Genomic DNA, 14,854 nt, shown 5'->3' on the forward strand with positions numbered 1-14,854 from the left:
CTCGTGCGGCGCAGGCCTGGTTTGCGCCGTGCCGCGGGTGCGCGCCGCAAGAGTGCGCCAGCCTCAGGGTTGGGAGACGGTACTGCTGACCGTGAAACTCAACTGCACCGTGCCGCCGCTGTGCGCGCCGGGCGTGAGGATCAGGCCGTTGACGTTTTCGCCCTGGCTGGCCAGCGTGCCGCCGGCCACCAGGCTGTAGCTGGTGCCGGTGGTGATGGCCGGCGCACCCACCAGCACCGAGCTGCTGGCCTTGGGCAGCATGAACGAGAACGCCGCCAGGCCGCTGGCATCGCGCAGCGTGTAGCTCTGGGCCTGCAGGCTGCGCAGGATCACCGTGTTCTGCGTGGTCACGCTGCGCGTGGGCGTGCTGTTGCGCCCGCCCGCGCCGATGAAGATGCCGCCGGTGATGGTGAAGGTGTTGCTGTCGCAGTCCAGCCCGCCTTCGGCACCGTTGGCGCCATGGGCCACCACCACGCCGCCGGTGATGCTGAGCGTGCCGTTGGAATCGATGGCGTCGTTGGCGCTGGCCGCGGCGTAGATGCGCCCGCCGTTGATGACGATGGCGGTGCCGGCGTTCAGCGCGTCGTCGGTGCTGCGCACGTCGATGTTGCCGCCGTTGATGGTGAGCACCGACTTGGCCTCGATGCCCTCGGGGCTGAGCGAGCTGTCGCCGTCGGCGGTGTTGGTGTCTTCGAAAGGCGTGCCGGTGGTCACGATGGTGATCGTGCCGCCGTTGATGGTCACGCGCGGATCGGGGTCGTCGGCCAGGGTGGTGGTGCTGCCGTCTTCGGCCGACTCCCACGCGGCGGTGATCGCCTTGTCGTGGCTGGTGATGGTCAGCGTGCCGGCATTGATGGCGATGAAGCCCAGCGGCTGCACGCTGTCTTCCCGGCCCTCCACCTTCAGGCCCTTGCCGGCCGGCGTGGTGATGGCCAGCGCACCGCCGTCGATCACCACTGCGTTGTTGGCACGCAGGCCGTCCTTCTTGGTGGCGGCCAGCGTCAGTTGGCCTGAGCGCAGGCGCACATGGGCATCGCTGGCCAGCGCATGCTTGGCGGCCGATGTGACCGACAGGCTGCCGCTGCCCGAGAGCAAGATGGGCCCTTCGCCAAAGAACGCGGCCTTCAGGTCCATGGCCGTGCCATCGGCCAGCGTGCGGGCGCTGTAGCTGCTGGTGTCGCCCAGCGTGTTGCTGCTGCCGGCGGCCAGCACCACGAAGGCGCGCTGCTTCGACTGCAGGTTCAGCGCCGGGCCGTTGGCGCTGGCGATCGCCACGCCCTCCAGCGACAGCTTGTAGGCGCCACTGCTGAGCACCGTGACCGTGCGGCCATAGCTGCCGCTGAGCGCAAACTCGGGCAGCGTGCCGGCGGGCAGGCTGGCGTCGATGGTCAGGCCCAGGCTGTCTTCGGTGATCGTGACCACGGTGGCGCCGTCCAGCGTCACGCTGCGGGTGCTGCCGCTGCCGCTGCCGGTGATGGCCAGCGCGCTGTCGCTGCTGCTGACCGCCAGCGTGTCCAGCGCGATGGCGATGCGCCGGAAGCCGAGGCCTTCGTGCAGATCGGCCGGGTTGGCGCCGGTGCCGATGTTCCAGGTCTCGGCGGTGGTGCTGGTTCCAGAGCCGCTCCCACTGCCGCTGCCCGAGCCGCTGCTGGCGGCGCTGACGGTCAGCACCGCGGCGCTGCTGGTCACGCTGCCGGCGCTGTTGCTCACCGTCACGGTGTAGCTGCCGGCATCGGCCGTGGTGGTGGCGCTGAGGCTGTGGCTGGCGCCGGTGGCCGAGGCGATGGTGATGCCGTCCTTCAGCCACTGGTAGCTCAGGCCGGTGCCGCTGGCCACCACGCTGAACGTGACCGCCGTGCCCGCCACCACGCTGGCCGATGCCGGCTGGGCGCTGATGGTGGGCGCGCTGACCGTGGTGGTGCCGCCGGTGCTGCCGCCGCTGGTGCTGTCACCGCTGCTGGTCGCCGGCTCAGCCGACCCGCCGCCCCCGCCACAGCCGCCCAGCAGCAACGCCGCCGCACACACCCCCAGCCCCATCCACGCACGCAGTCCCATGATCCATCCTGGCCATGCCCGGCCGGCCGCGGCATGCGGCCGGCATCACTGCAAAGATTTCACGCGGGCTGCGTTGCTGGCGTGTGTGCGTGTGTTGCCGCGCTGCTCAGGGGCCCGGCAAGGCCTGCAGCTCGCCCGTGACATCGGCCCGCGCAAAGGCCAGCCCGGCCACCTGCGCCACCGCCAGCGCATCACCGGCCAGGCGCGCGCCGTCATCCAGCGCCTGCTGCCAGGCCTGGGGCGACAGCCGCTGGCGGCACTGGCGCGCCTGCTCGGCGGCGCGCGCCTCGGTGTCGGGGCGCTGGCGGCCATGCGCGGCATACAGCGCATCGGCCAGGCCCAGCAGCCGGGCGGCACAGCGCGGGCGGTCTTCCAGCTGGCACAGGTGGGCCAGGTGGTCCAGCCAGTCGGGCTGCAGGCCGAAACGTTCGGCCAGCGGCCAGCCGCGCTGCGCCACGGCGCGTGCCTGGGCGGCATCACCGCGGGCCAGCCACACGGCGCACAGGTTGCGCCAGGCATGGAACTGGGTGAGCGGGCTGCCGCGGCCCTGCAGCCGGCGCTCCAGCTCCAGGCCGGTGCGCAGCGCCTGGTCGGTCTGGCCCAGCGACAGCTCCACCACCACCAGGTTCACCAGCGCGCGGGTGTCGGGGCAGCCGGCCATGTCGAGCAGGCCGATGCGCTGACGCAACCAGTGCGCGGCCTGCTCGACCTGACCATCGCCGTACAGCGCAAAGGTCTCGGCATTGGCGCGCACGGCACGCAGGATGGGCGGCCAGCCGCGATCGTCGATGGCACGCAGCCGGGCCAGGGCCTCGGCGCGTTCGGCCGCACCCAGCGCCGGGCCCGGCGGGCTGCACACCAGGTAGCCCAGCGCGCGGTACAGCGCCCGCGGCTCGCCCAGGGCATCGGCCAGCGCGGCGGCCTGGCGTGCATGGCCGGCGCCCACATCGGGCCGGGTGCGGCCGTAGGCCAGCGCGGCGGCCAGCAGCCAGCGCAGGCGCAGCGGCGCCGGGCAGTGCGGCGCGGCGGCCGCGGCCTGCGTGGCCTCGATGACCTCGCGCGCGCCCTGCGCCGAGGCTTCGTCGAGCTCGCGCGCCATGTCGGCGGCCAGGGCCACGGCGGTGTCGGGGTCGTGCGCCTGGGCCCAGGCCCAGGCGGCGCGGCCGTCGTCCAGATCGGGCACCAGGGTGCACCGCAGCGCATCGATGCGCTGGCCGCCGGCAAAGTAGGCCTCGGCCGCCTGCTCGAAGCGCTGGCGCATGGCCAGGGCGTGGCGGCGCTGGCAGTCGGCGGCCTCAGCAGCCGCGGCCAGGCGCTCGCGCGCGAAGGCCCGCGGCGTTTCCAGCAGCCGGTAGCGCAGGGCGCCGGCGGCGTCACCGGCCTGCACGGCGGCGCCGCCCGCGCCCGGGGCCGCCGGGGCGGCGGGGTTCTCCGGGGCGGGCACGGCGGCCACCAGCGCGCGGTCCACCAGTTCGGCCAGGGCATCCACCACGGCCCATTCGTCCAGCGAGTCGTCAGCCACCACCGCCACGGCCTGCTCCAGCGCAAAGCTGCCGGCAAACACGCCCAGGCGGCGGAACACGCAGGCCGCCGCCGGACCCAGCAGCGCGTGGCTCCAGCCCAGCGCGGCAGCCAGCGTCAGCTGCCGCGCCGGTGCATCGCGCCGGCCGCTCGACAGCAGCCGAAAGCGCGCGTCCAGCGCCGCCACCACCCGCGCCAGGCCCAGCGCGGGCACGCGCGCGGCCGCCAGCTCCAGGGCCAGCGGCAGGCCATCCAGGCGGCGGCACAGCTCCACCACCGCCGGCAGGTTCTGCGCATCCAGGCGGAAGTGCCGGTCGGCCGCGCGCACGCGCTCCACCAGCAGGCGCACGGCACCATGGGACAGCGCGGCGTCGAGGGTGGCGGCCGTGGTGGCGTCAACGGCCGTGCTGGCGGTGCTGGCGGTGCGGGCGGACGCGTCCGGCACACCGGCATCGGCCCCCGCGGGCCAGGGCAGCGGCCCGAGCTGGAACACCTGCTCGCCGGCCAGCTTCAGCGGCGCCTGGCTGGTGACCACCAGGGCCAGGCCCGGCGCGCCCTGGTGCAGCAGGCTGGCCAGGCCGGCCACCTCGGCCAGCAGGTGCTCGGCGTTGTCCAGCACCAGCAGCATCTGCAGCGGTGCCATGGCGCGCAGCAGCGCGGCACCAGCCTGGCCACGGCCATCGAGCTGCACGCCAGCCGCCTGGGCCACCGCCGCCGCCAGGCCCGCGCCGGAGGCCAGCGCCGCCAGGTCCACCCAGGCCGCGCCATCGGGCAGGCCGGCGCCAAGGCGGGCCATCAGGTGCCGCGCCAGGCTCGACTTGCCGATGCCGCCCGCCCCGGTGATGCTCAGCAGCCCGCCGGGCACGGCCAGGCGCAGGGCTTGCACCAGATCGGCCTCGCGGCCGTAGAGCGGCGCGTGCGGCGCGGCCGGTGCGACCTGTACAGCCGTGACGGCCGGTACAACCGGCTCAGCCGCCGCAGCGGACGCCACAGCGACAGCCTCGGCCATCTCGGTCACCTCAGCCATCTCGGCCACCAGCGTGAAGCGGTAGCCGCGGCCGGGCAGGTTGCAGATGGCCTGCGGCCCCAGCAGCCGGCGCAGCGCCGCCACATGCACGTAGAGGTTGGCCTCCTCCACCACCCGGCCGGGCCACACCAGCTCGATCAGCTCGGCCTTGCCCACCACGCGATCACGGCGCTCGGCCAGCGCCAGCAGCAGATCAAAGGCGCGCGATCCCAGCGCCAGAGGCTCACCCGCCAGTGTGGCCAGGCGTTGCGCGGGCAGCAGCGTCAGCGCACCGAAGCGCAGGCAGGTGGCAGGGTCGGGCATGGCGGATGGCGACATCCAGGCGGGGCGCAAGGGCACGGGCAGCGAAGCGCCAGGTACCGGCAGCGCTGCACGCACCCGCGTGGATTTAGAAAGATTCAGACCGCCTTCATTGTGGCGGGGCTCCTCAGCGGAAACCATGACAAGCGTCACCCCCCCCAAACCACACCCGGAGGAACCCCGCCATGAACCCCAACGCCCGCCGCGCCACCAGCCACCGCTTGATCCGGCGCCCCAGCGCCGCCGTCGCCCTGTCCACGCTGGGCCTGCTGCTGGCCACGGCCGTGACGCCCGCCCAGGCCGCCACCAACCATTACGACGTGCACCACGACTACGCCTTCTTCACCTCGAACTGGCTCAACCTGTGGGGCTGGAGTTCAGGCCCCGTGGGCTACAGCCGCTACACCAACTGGGCCACCGTGAACGGCCTCACCGATGTGGACAACGGCACCGAGTGGCTGCCCGCCAACAGCAGCACGCCGCACCAGGCCACGATGAGCACCGCCACCGGCCATGCCGTGGCCAATACCGAAGTGGTCAACCGCACGGCCTCCTTCAGCCTGCCCGGCTGGTGGGGCGGCTGGGCCGGCGTGAACTACATCTGGGGCAGCACCCATGCCTGGGGCAACACCTCGGCAACGCCCAACACCAACACGCGGGCCAGCGCCGTGAGCAGCGTGGCAGTCGATTTCGGCCGCCGGCAATGGGGCTACACCGGCTGGTTCTACTGGCAGCCGCGTCTGAGCAGCAGTTCGTTCGGCAGCAGCGTCAGCACCGAGCGCTCGCGCCGCATGTTCGACCCCATCATCGTGCGCTTTGACGACATCGAACCCAACCCCCTGCCCGCGCCGCCCAAGCCACCGGTGGAGGTCAAGCTGCTGGACGTGCTGTGGGAACCCACCCTCAGCGACCCCGGCGCCGGCTACACCTGGGACGCCGCCGCCGGCACGCTGCGCCTGACCGCCAGCCAGCAGGCCCGCTTCACGCTGACGCTCGATGCGCGCTACGTGGCCGACCCGGGCACGCTGAGCATCAGCTTCGACGACGACGGCCAGGCCCAGTTCTCAGGCACCGGCCGCTTTGCCGGGCTGCAGGCGAATGTGGGCCAGGTGGGCATCGCCAGCCTCACGCTGCCGGCCATCAGCCTGCAGTACACGCTGCCTGTGGACACCTACGAGCTGAGCCTGAGCGGTGGCGTGGGCCCCATCCCCGAGCCCGGCACCTGGTGGCTGATGGGCGCCGGCACGGCGCTGCTGGCCGCCTTGCGCCGGCGCAAGCCCGCGATGGCGCACTTGTTGCACGCTGGATGAGCGTCCACCGTCGGCGCATCCATGCCCTTCAGAGCCACATCCATGACCCTGTACGACCTCCCCGCTCCATCACCCGCCGACATCGCGCCCGCGCCACGCCGGCGGCCCGGCCAGTCCAGCCTGCTGGCTGCCGTGCTGTACCTGTGCACCTGGGCCCCCGCCCAGGCCGCGCCACCGCTGGCCGCGGCGCGGGTGACGCTGGGCAGCCTGGTCACCGACATCGGCCTGCAATGGACCGGCCAGCGCTGGGTGACCCCCGGCCCGTTGGTGGTGAGCGGGCCCGATGTCAGCCTGACGATCAACGGCCTGTGGCTCGACCCCGATCCCGGCGCCGGCTTCGACATCGTGGCGCAGAACCTGTCAGGCACCGACCAGGCCTTCAGCCTGACGCTCAGCGCCGAACTGGCGCCGGTGCTGCCGCAGGTGGATGCCGGCAGCAGCCTGTGGGTGCACAGCGCGGTGGATGGCGCGGCCCATGGCCTGGGCGGCGCGGCCGGCGTAACGCTGAACCCCACGGCCAGCCACCTGCTGCTGTCCAGCGGCCGCGACACGGCCCTGGGCACGCTGCCGGTGAACCTGGGCCTGGGCGAGGCGATGACCCTGCCCGATGGCGGCAGCAGCCCGATCATGGGCGCCGGGCAGGTGTTCACCCCCGCGCTGCCGATGCAGTGGATGGGCCTTACGCTGAGCTTCACGCTCTCGGCGCAGGACAGCGTGACGCTGATCGGTGACACCCAGCTCGCTCCGGTGCCCGAGCCGGCCCAGGCGGCGCTGTGGCTGCTGGGCCTGGCCGGGCTGGGGGCCTGGACGGCACGGCGCCGGGCCGCGCATTGACGCAAGACTGAAACGCCCGGGGCCGCATGCGCGGCCCCGGTTTCTTCGATGGTGCAGGTTCGGGGCTCACGCCCCGTGCATCACTTGCCGCCGCGCAGCTTGGCCAGCTGGGCCTGCGTTTCGTTCCACAGGTCCATGCCCACGTTGGCGGCGATGCTGGCGTTCACGCGGGTCAGCTTGTCGCGCATGCGGGCGGTCTCGGCCGCGCTCAGCTCGTTGATCTGCATGCCCTTGGCCTTGAGCTCGGCCACGGCCTTGGCGGCCTCTTCGCGGGTGTCCTTGCGCTCGAAGTCGCGGCTCTTGATGGCGGCGTCCATCAGCACCTTCTGCTCGTCCTTGGACAGGCCGTCCCACCACTTCTTGCTGACCGTCATGATCCACGGGCTGTAGACGTGGTTGGTGACCGAGAGGTACTTCTGCACCTCGTAGAACTTGGAGGACAGGATGGTGTTGAACGGATTCTCCTGGCCGTCCACCGTCTTGGTTTCCAGCGCGCCGAACAGCTCGCTGAAGGGCAGCGGCACGGCGTTGGCGCCCAGGCTCTTGAAGCTGCTGAGGAACACCTCGTTCTGCATCACGCGCAGCTTCACGCCGTCCAGGTCTTCCAGCTTGTGCACCGGGCGCTTGCTGTTGGTGAGGTTGCGAAAGCCGTTCTCCCAGTACACCAGGCCCACCAGGCCTTTTTCCTGCAGCTTGGCCATCACCTTCTGGCCCACCGGGCCGTCGAGCAGGGCGTCGGCCTCCTTGACGTTGTTCACCAGAAAGGGCGTGTCAAACAGCGCCATCTCCTTGGTGATGCCCACCAGCGTGGCGGTGCTGCCCACCATCATCTCCTGCGCGCCGCCAATCAGCGCCTGCTGCATCTGCGTATCGGGGCCCAGGGCGGCGGCGCCGATGGCGCGCACCTTCATCTTGCCGCCCGAGGCCTTCTCGACCTCGGCCGCGAACAGCTTGACCGCACGGCCCTGGTTGCTCTGCTCGTTGAGGCCGTAGCCAAAGCGGATCAGGCGCGGCTTGATGTCTTGCGCCAAGGCGGCGGTGGTGCTGGCCAGGGCCGCGATGGCGGCGGTGGCAACGAGGGCGCGACGGATCAGTTGCATGGAAGTCTCCGGGATGAATGCAAAGAAGCGGGAACAGGCTCAGCGCAGCCAGGCCACCGGGGCCGTGACCAGCTGCGGAAAGGCGACAAACAGCGCCAGGATCAGCACATAGGTGACGAGGAAGGGGTTCACGCCCTTGACCACCTGGTGCAGCGACAGCCGGCCCACGCCGGCCACCACGTTGAGCACCGTGCCTACCGGCGGCGTGATCAGGCCGATGGCGCCGTTGAGCACGAACATCAGGCCGAAGTACACCGGGTCGATGCCGGCCTTCACGGCGATGGGCAGCATCACCGGCGCAAAGATCAGGATGGTGGGCGTGAGGTCGAGCGCGGTGCCGATGAGCACCAGCGCCAGCATCATCACGGTCATCAGCAGGCGCGGGTTGTCGACCAGCGGGCCCAGCCAGCCGGTGAGCACGCCGGGCAGGTCGGCCAGCGTGATCATGTAGCTGGCCACCTGGGCGCCGGCGCACAGGAACATCACGATGGCGGTGGTCTTGGCCGCGCGCACCAGCACGCCGCGCAGCTCGGCCAGGCGCATCTCGCGGTGGATCAGCAGGGCCACGGCCAGGGCGTAGAAGGCGGCCACCACCGCGGCCTCGGTGGGCGTGAACACGCCGCTCTTCATGCCGCCGATGATGATGATGGGCATCAGCAGCGCCCAGAAGGCCTTGGCCGTGGTGCGCAGCCGCTCGCGCAGCGGCAGCGGCGTGCCGGGCTGCAGATCGATGCGGCGCAGCACCCACTTCCAGGCCACGATCAGGCCCAGGCCCATGATCAGCCCGGGCACGATGCCGGCAGTGAACAGCGCCGAGATCGAGGTGTTGGTGGTGACGCCGTAGATCACGAAGGGCATCGACGGCGGGATGATCGGCGCGATGATGCCGCCCGAGGCCAGCAGCCCGGCCGAGGTGGCCATGGGGTAGCCGGCCTGGCGCATCATGGGCAGCAGGATGGTGGCCAGCGCGGCGGTGTCGGCCAGGGCCGAGCCGCTCATGCTGGCCATCAGCACCGCGGCGCCGATGGCCACATAGCCCAGGCCGCCGCGGATGTGGCCCACCCAGGCCTGCGCCATGCGGATGATGCGCTGGCTGATGCCGCCCGAGTTCATCAGCTCGCCGGCCAGGATGAAGAAGGGCACGGCCAGCAGCGGAAAGCTGTCGATGCCGCCCACCAGGTTCTGCGCCAGCAGCTGGGTGTCCCAGAAGCCCAGCACCCAGGCCATGGCCGCGCCGGTGAGCACCAGCGCCAGCGCCATGTTCATGCCGATGCCCATCAGCACCAGCATGCCGAGGCAGAAGGTGACGAAGGCTTGTCCTTCGGGGGTCATGTCAGCGCCTCATTCGACGGGTGCGATGGCCGATCGCCCGCGGGAATGCGGGCCGGCCGGGCTGCGGCCTGGCGCCGGGCCCGCCGGGTGGATCTGGGACTGCGGTCTTGCTGGAACATCACTCCACCTCCACACCGTGGCCCAGGTGCAGCGGCTTGCGCGACACCAGCTCCCACAGCGCCACGCCGCCGATGGCCAGCGCGCACAGCAGCGCCGGCAGCGGCAGCAGCGCGGTGGGGTAGCCCATCACCACCGAATGGCTGCCCAGGCCCACCACCACCTGCTGCCAGGCGCCCCAGCCCAGCAGCACGCTGGCCAGCAGCACCAGCAGGCGGATCACCACCGTGGCCGCGGCCAGCGCCGCGGGGCGGCCGCGCAGCATCTGCAGCAGGCTGGTGAAGGCCATGTGCTCGCCCAGCGGATAGGCCGCCGCGGCGCCGATGAACACCAGCCACACGAACAGCAGGCGCGACAGCTCTTCACTGGCCGCGATGCCGCCGCCAAAGCCGTAGCGCAGCACCACGTTGATGAACACCGCCAGCGCCATGGCGCCCAGTGCGATGGCCATGGCGTTGTCGGCCAGGCGTTGCCAGGCCGGGACGGGGGCCGGGGCCTCGGCGGCCGGGCCGGTGGTGGAAGGGGGTGTGGTCATGGCGGGGCCCAGGCTGGGCGTGACAGGGGGCGTGACGGGAGGGGCGCGACGGGACGGGTGCGTGGCGTGGTGAAGGTGTAGTGACGGCGCCTGCCGCGCTCAGGGCCGGGCCGGCAGGCCGGCCTGCAGCCATTGCTGCACGGCCAGCACCAGCGCCGGCAGCGGCAGCGTGGCATCGAGCGCCAGCACGCGCGGCTCGCCCTCGGGCGGCTGCAGGGTGTCGAACTGGCTGTCCACCAGCGCGGGGTTGAAGTAATGGCCGCCGCGCCCGGCCACGCGCTCGCGCGCCTGCTCGCGGCTGAGCCGCAGGTGCACAAAGGCCAGGCCCGGTGCGGCGGCGCGCAGGCGCTCGCGGTAGGCGGCCTTGAGCGCCGAGCAGGTGAGCACCGCCTGGCCACCAGCGCCCAGCGGCGCGCTCTCGTGCGCCTGCAGCGCGCGGCCCAGCGCGTCCAGCCAGCCGGCGCGGTCGGCATCGGTCAGCGGCGTGCCGGCGCGCATCTTGGTCACGTTGGCGCCGGGGTGGTGGTCGTCGCCCTCCACCAGCGGCCGGCCCAGCGATTGCGCCAGCGCGGCGCCCAGGCTGCTCTTGCCGCAGCCGGCCACGCCCATCACGACGATTGACGGCAGGAGGTTCATGGTTTGGACAGCGCTATCCCAATTGGGTGAAAAAAGACAGGCCCGCAGCCTGTGGTGTCGTGCCGGTGCGCCGCGCTTCCCGGGTCAGGGATACTGCGGTGGACCGGCGGCAAGGACAGCGCTATCCTAAACATCCCAGCTCGCCAGCAGTATCAGGGTTTTTACTCAATGAGCCGCGATCCCGCGTCGGACGACGACCCCAGCGCCACCTCGGCCGACAGCCCGGCCGTCCACCCGACAAACAACCCGGCCGACAGCCCGGCCCCGCGCCGCCGCCAGGCCAGCCGCGCCACCGGCCGCGTGACGCTGGACGACGTGGCGCGCGCCGCCGGCGTGAGTGCCATCACCGCCTCGCGCGCGCTGCGCGGCACGCGCGGCGTGGATGCCGGCCTGTCGCAGCGCGTGCACGAGGCCGCTGCACAACTGGGTTATGTGCCTGACCCCGCCGCGCGCGCGCTGGCCTCGGCGCACAGCCAGCATGTGGCGGTGCTGATCCCGATGCTCAGCAACACGCTGTTCGTCGAGCTGCTTGAATCGGTGCAGCGCACCCTCACCCCGGCCGGTTACCAAACCCTGATCGGCGTCACCCACTACCGGGCCGACGAAGAAGAAGCCCTGCTGCGCAGCTACCTGGCCCACCGGCCGGCCGGCCTGCTGCTCACCGGCTTTGACCGCACGCCGGCCGCCCAGGCGCTGATCGACGGCAGCGGCCTGCCCTGCGTGCACATGATAGAGACGCGCGATGCGCCCGGCATCCACAGCGTGGGCTTCTCGCAGCAGGCCGCCGGCCGCGCCATCACCGAGCATCTGCTGGCGCGCGGGCACCGCCGCATTGCCTACGTGGCCGGCCAGATGGACCCGCGCGTGCTGCAGCGCGCCGAGGGCTGGCGCGGCGCGCTGCGCGCCGCCGGCCGGCTCGACCCCGCGCTCGAGCTGCTCGACCCCACGCCCACCAGCATGGCGCTGGGCGCGCGCCTGTTTCGCGAGCTGATGGCCCGCCACCCCGATGTGGACGCCATCTTCTTCTGCAACGACGACCTGGCCCAGGGCGCGCTGCTGGCCGCGCTGCGCATGGGCGTGGCCGTGCCGCAGCAGGTGGCCATTGCCGGCTTCAATGACCTGGACGGCAGCGACCAGATGATTCCGCCGCTGACCAGCGTGCGCACGCCGCGCGCCGAGGTGGGCGCCCAGGCCGCCAGCCTGCTGCTGGGCCTGATGCGCGGCCAGCAGCCGGCCCAGCCGCTGGTGGACGTGGGCTTCGAGCTGGTGGTGCGGCAGAGCAGCTGAGAGGGTGTCCCCGAAATGAGAGACACCCTCTGAGGGCGGCCGAAGACCTTGGCCGACGCGCTGCGGCCCGAAGGCGTGCGCACCCGCACTCACGCGCCCGCACCCACGCACCAGCCCCGAGCTTGGGCGCACCAGCATCAGGCGCCACCGCCACCCACAGGGGCTGACACACCCCCGCCAGCCCCGGTTTGACCCCGCACAAACCCTGGCACGGTTTTGGCTACACCTCCTGCAAACTGTCGACAGCCGACAGTTGACGAATCTCAAGCGTTTGGAGGGCCCCAGGCCATGTCCGTTTCTGCTGCCGAGCGCCAGGTGCGCGAGGACCTTGCTGCTGCCTACCGGCTGGTTGCCCATTTCGGCATGGACGACAGCATCTACACCCACATCTCCGCGCGGGTGCCGGGCACGCAGGACCAGTTCCTGATCAACCCCTACGGCATGCTGTTTCGCGACATCACGGCCTCGTCGCTGGTGAAGATCGATCTGGAAGGCCGCATCCTCGAGCCCACCGATTTCGACGTGAACCCGGCCGGCTTCACCATCCACAGCGCGGTGCACGCCGCCCGGCACGACGCCACCTGCGTGCTGCACACCCACACCGTGCCGGGCGTGGCGGTGTCGTCGCTGGCCTGCGGGCTGCAGCCCTGCAACCAGTGGGCGCTGCAGTTCCACAACCGGGTGGTCTATCACGCCTTCGAGGGCATTGCGCTGAACCATGCCGAGCGTGAGCGCCTGGTGGCCGATCTGGGCCCCACGGCCCAGGTGCTGATCCTGCGCAACCATGGCCTGGTCACGCTCGGCCGCAGTGTGGCCGAGGCGCTGATCCTGATGCACAACCTCGATCGCGCCTGCCGCGTGCAACTGGCCATCCAGGCCAGCGGCCAGCCCATCCATCCGGTGCCGGACGAGGTGGCCGAACTCACCGCGCGCCAGTACGAGGGCGGCAGCAGCAACCGCGTGGCCGGCAACCCCAACCTGTATGCGCGCGAATGGCGCGCCATGCTGCAGCGCCTGCAGCCGGCCACCGCCAGCGATTGGCGCGACTGACGGCCCGTGCCGCAGGTCGCGTTGATCTTCCGTTAGCTCCCCCGTTTCCCTCCCCTGCCCTGTTCCCCACCCGCCGGCAGCCGCCGCGGGTGCGGGCCGGGCTGCCGCATGGGCGGCGCAGCCGCCGCCACCGCCAATCCCACCGCAAGCAAGAAGGCTTTTCACCATGCAACGACGCCAACTGATTCAACTGGGTGCCACCGGGCTGGGCGTGTCCATCGCCGGCGTGCCGCTGGAACTGCTGGCCCAGGACAAGGACGCCAAGAAGGGCGGCACGCTCAATGTGCTGGTGCAGCCCGAGCCGCCGGGCCTGATGATGGGCCTGGTGCAGAACGGCCCCACGCAGCTGATCAGCGGCAACATCTACGAAGGCCTGCTGCGCTACGACGACAAGCTCAACCCGCAGCCGCAACTGGCCAGCAGCTGGACGGTGAGCCCCGATGGCAAGACCTACACCTTCAAGCTGAAATCCGGCGTCAAGTGGCACGACGGCAAGCCCTTCACCAGCGCTGATGCGGTGTTCTCGGTGGATGTGTTCCTGCGCAAGACCCACGCCCGCCTGCGCGGCAGCCTGGAGGCGCTGGAGTCGGTCAAGGCGACCGACCCGCTGACGCTGGAGTTCAAGCTCAAGTACCCGTTCGGGCCCTTCCTGGGCCTGTTCGAGAACGGCACCATGCCCATGGTGCCCAGGCACATCTACGAGGGCACCGATTTCGCCACCAACCCGGCCAACGCCACGCCCATCGGCACCGGGCCGTACAAGTTCAAGGAATGGGTCAAGGGCAGCTACATCCTGCTCGAGGCCAATGCGGCCTACCACGTGCCCAACCTGCCGCTGATCGAGAAGGTGTACTACCACGTGATCCCCGATGCGGCGGCGCGTGCGGCGGCCTTCGAGAGCGGCAAGATCGACATCGCGCCGGGCGGCTCGGTGGAGTACTTCGACGTGCAGCGCCTGGCCAAGCTGCCGGGTGTGGCCGTCACCACCAAGGGCTGGGAATTCTTCTCGCCGCACTCGTGGCTGTGGATCAACCACCGCAAGGCGCCGATGAACAACGTCAAGTTCCGTCAGGCGCTGATGCACGCCATCGACCGCGAGGCCATGGCCAAGATCGCCTGGTACGGCTTTGCCAAGCCGGCCACCGGCCCGTTCAACAGCGCCATCAAGTACGCCAGCGCCGACGTGCCCAAGTACCCCAAGGACATGGCCAAGGCCAAGGCCCTGCTGGCCGAATCGGGCTACAAGGGCGAGACCATCCGCCTGCTGCCCCTGCCCTATGGCGAGAGCTGGCAGCGCCAGGCCGAGATGGTGAAGCAGGCGCTCACGCAGATCGGCATCAAGCTCGAGCTGGTGGCCACCGACGTGGCCGGCTGGAACCAGCGCCTCAACGAGTGGGATTACGACCTGGCCTTCACCTACCTGTACCAGTACGGTGATCCGGCACTCGGCGTGGCGCGCAACTACACCAGCACCAACATCGCCAAGGGCTCGCCGTTCAACAACGTGGAAGGCTATGTGAACTCGCGCGTCGATGCGCTGTTTGCCGCCGGCGCCCGCGCCACCGATCCGGCCTCGCGCCAGAAGGCCTACCTCGAGGTGCAGAAGCTGCTGGTGGAAGAGGTGCCGGTGGCCTGGCTGCACGAGATCACCTTTCCCACGCTGTACCGCGCCAAGGTGAAGAACCCGGTCAGCTCGGGCATCGGGTTGAACGACAGCATCGCGCGCGCCTCCTTGGCGTAAGGACTTGGG

11 protein-coding genes are annotated in these 14,854 nt (G+C 71.2%); 5 read left to right on the forward strand and 6 right to left on the reverse strand.

The features are described 5' to 3' along the window. Nucleotides 1-63: 63 nt before the first annotated feature. Both N4G63_RS24260 and N4G63_RS24265 read right to left on the reverse strand, forming a co-directional pair. Nucleotides 64-2,055 (reverse strand): carbohydrate-binding domain-containing protein, encoded by a 1,992-nt coding sequence (locus N4G63_RS24260; protein ID WP_314600245.1) that lies wholly within the window; start codon nucleotides 2,053-2,055, stop codon nucleotides 64-66. Nucleotides 2,056-2,161: 106 nt separating this feature from the next. Next, the gene (locus N4G63_RS24265; protein ID WP_314600246.1) at nucleotides 2,162-4,906 is read right to left on the reverse strand and encodes an ATP-binding protein; all 2,745 of its coding nucleotides are present in this window, start codon (nucleotides 4,904-4,906) and stop codon (nucleotides 2,162-2,164) included. 182 nt (nucleotides 4,907-5,088) lie between these two features. Here N4G63_RS24265 and N4G63_RS24270 point away from each other — a divergent pair, with 182 nt between their 5' ends. Continuing rightward, complete coding sequence (locus N4G63_RS24270; RefSeq protein WP_260790188.1) at nucleotides 5,089-6,213, forward strand: PEP-CTERM sorting domain-containing protein; 1,125 nt, start codon at nucleotides 5,089-5,091, stop codon at nucleotides 6,211-6,213. A gap of 42 nt (nucleotides 6,214-6,255) precedes the next feature. Then, the gene (locus N4G63_RS24275; protein WP_260790189.1) at nucleotides 6,256-7,047 is read left to right on the forward strand and encodes a PEP-CTERM sorting domain-containing protein; all 792 of its coding nucleotides are present in this window, start codon (nucleotides 6,256-6,258) and stop codon (nucleotides 7,045-7,047) included. Nucleotides 7,048-7,127: 80 nt separating this feature from the next. Here the strand turns inward: N4G63_RS24275 and N4G63_RS24280 are convergent, their stop codons facing one another. The 4 genes from N4G63_RS24280 to N4G63_RS24295 all read right to left on the reverse strand — a co-directional run bounded on the left by N4G63_RS24280 (nucleotide 7,128) and on the right by N4G63_RS24295 (nucleotide 10,767). Further along, nucleotides 7,128-8,147, reverse strand: a complete 1,020-nt coding sequence (locus N4G63_RS24280; RefSeq protein WP_260790190.1) for a TRAP transporter substrate-binding protein — start codon at nucleotides 8,145-8,147, stop codon at nucleotides 7,128-7,130. A 39-nt stretch (nucleotides 8,148-8,186) separates the two neighbouring features. Then, nucleotides 8,187-9,479, reverse strand: coding sequence for a TRAP transporter large permease (locus N4G63_RS24285; RefSeq protein WP_260790191.1), 1,293 nt, complete (start codon nucleotides 9,477-9,479; stop codon nucleotides 8,187-8,189). A 118-nt stretch (nucleotides 9,480-9,597) separates the two neighbouring features. Further along, the gene (locus N4G63_RS24290; protein ID WP_260790192.1) at nucleotides 9,598-10,131 is read right to left on the reverse strand and encodes a TRAP transporter small permease subunit; all 534 of its coding nucleotides are present in this window, start codon (nucleotides 10,129-10,131) and stop codon (nucleotides 9,598-9,600) included. Between the two features lie 99 nt (nucleotides 10,132-10,230). After that, on the reverse strand, nucleotides 10,231-10,767 hold the full coding sequence (locus N4G63_RS24295) for a gluconokinase (RefSeq protein ID WP_260790193.1): 537 nt from the start codon (nucleotides 10,765-10,767) through the stop codon (nucleotides 10,231-10,233). Between the two features lie 168 nt (nucleotides 10,768-10,935). Between N4G63_RS24295 and gntR the strand changes: the two genes are divergently transcribed. The 3 genes from gntR to N4G63_RS24310 all read left to right on the forward strand — a co-directional run bounded on the left by gntR (nucleotide 10,936) and on the right by N4G63_RS24310 (nucleotide 14,845). Then, complete coding sequence (gene gntR / locus N4G63_RS24300) at nucleotides 10,936-12,054, forward strand: HTH-type transcriptional regulator GntR (RefSeq protein WP_260790194.1); 1,119 nt, start codon at nucleotides 10,936-10,938, stop codon at nucleotides 12,052-12,054. 288 nt (nucleotides 12,055-12,342) lie between these two features. Further along, a complete protein-coding gene (locus N4G63_RS24305; protein WP_260790195.1) occupies nucleotides 12,343-13,104 on the forward strand; it encodes a class II aldolase/adducin family protein in 762 nt (253 codons plus the stop codon). 166 nt (nucleotides 13,105-13,270) lie between these two features. After that, on the forward strand, nucleotides 13,271-14,845 hold the full coding sequence (locus tag N4G63_RS24310) for an ABC transporter substrate-binding protein (protein ID WP_260790196.1): 1,575 nt from the start codon (nucleotides 13,271-13,273) through the stop codon (nucleotides 14,843-14,845). The last annotated feature ends 9 nt before the right edge of the window (nucleotides 14,846-14,854 follow it).

Source organism: Aquabacterium sp. OR-4 (assembly GCF_025290835.2).
GTDB lineage: Bacteria > Pseudomonadota > Gammaproteobacteria > Burkholderiales > Burkholderiaceae_C > Pseudaquabacterium.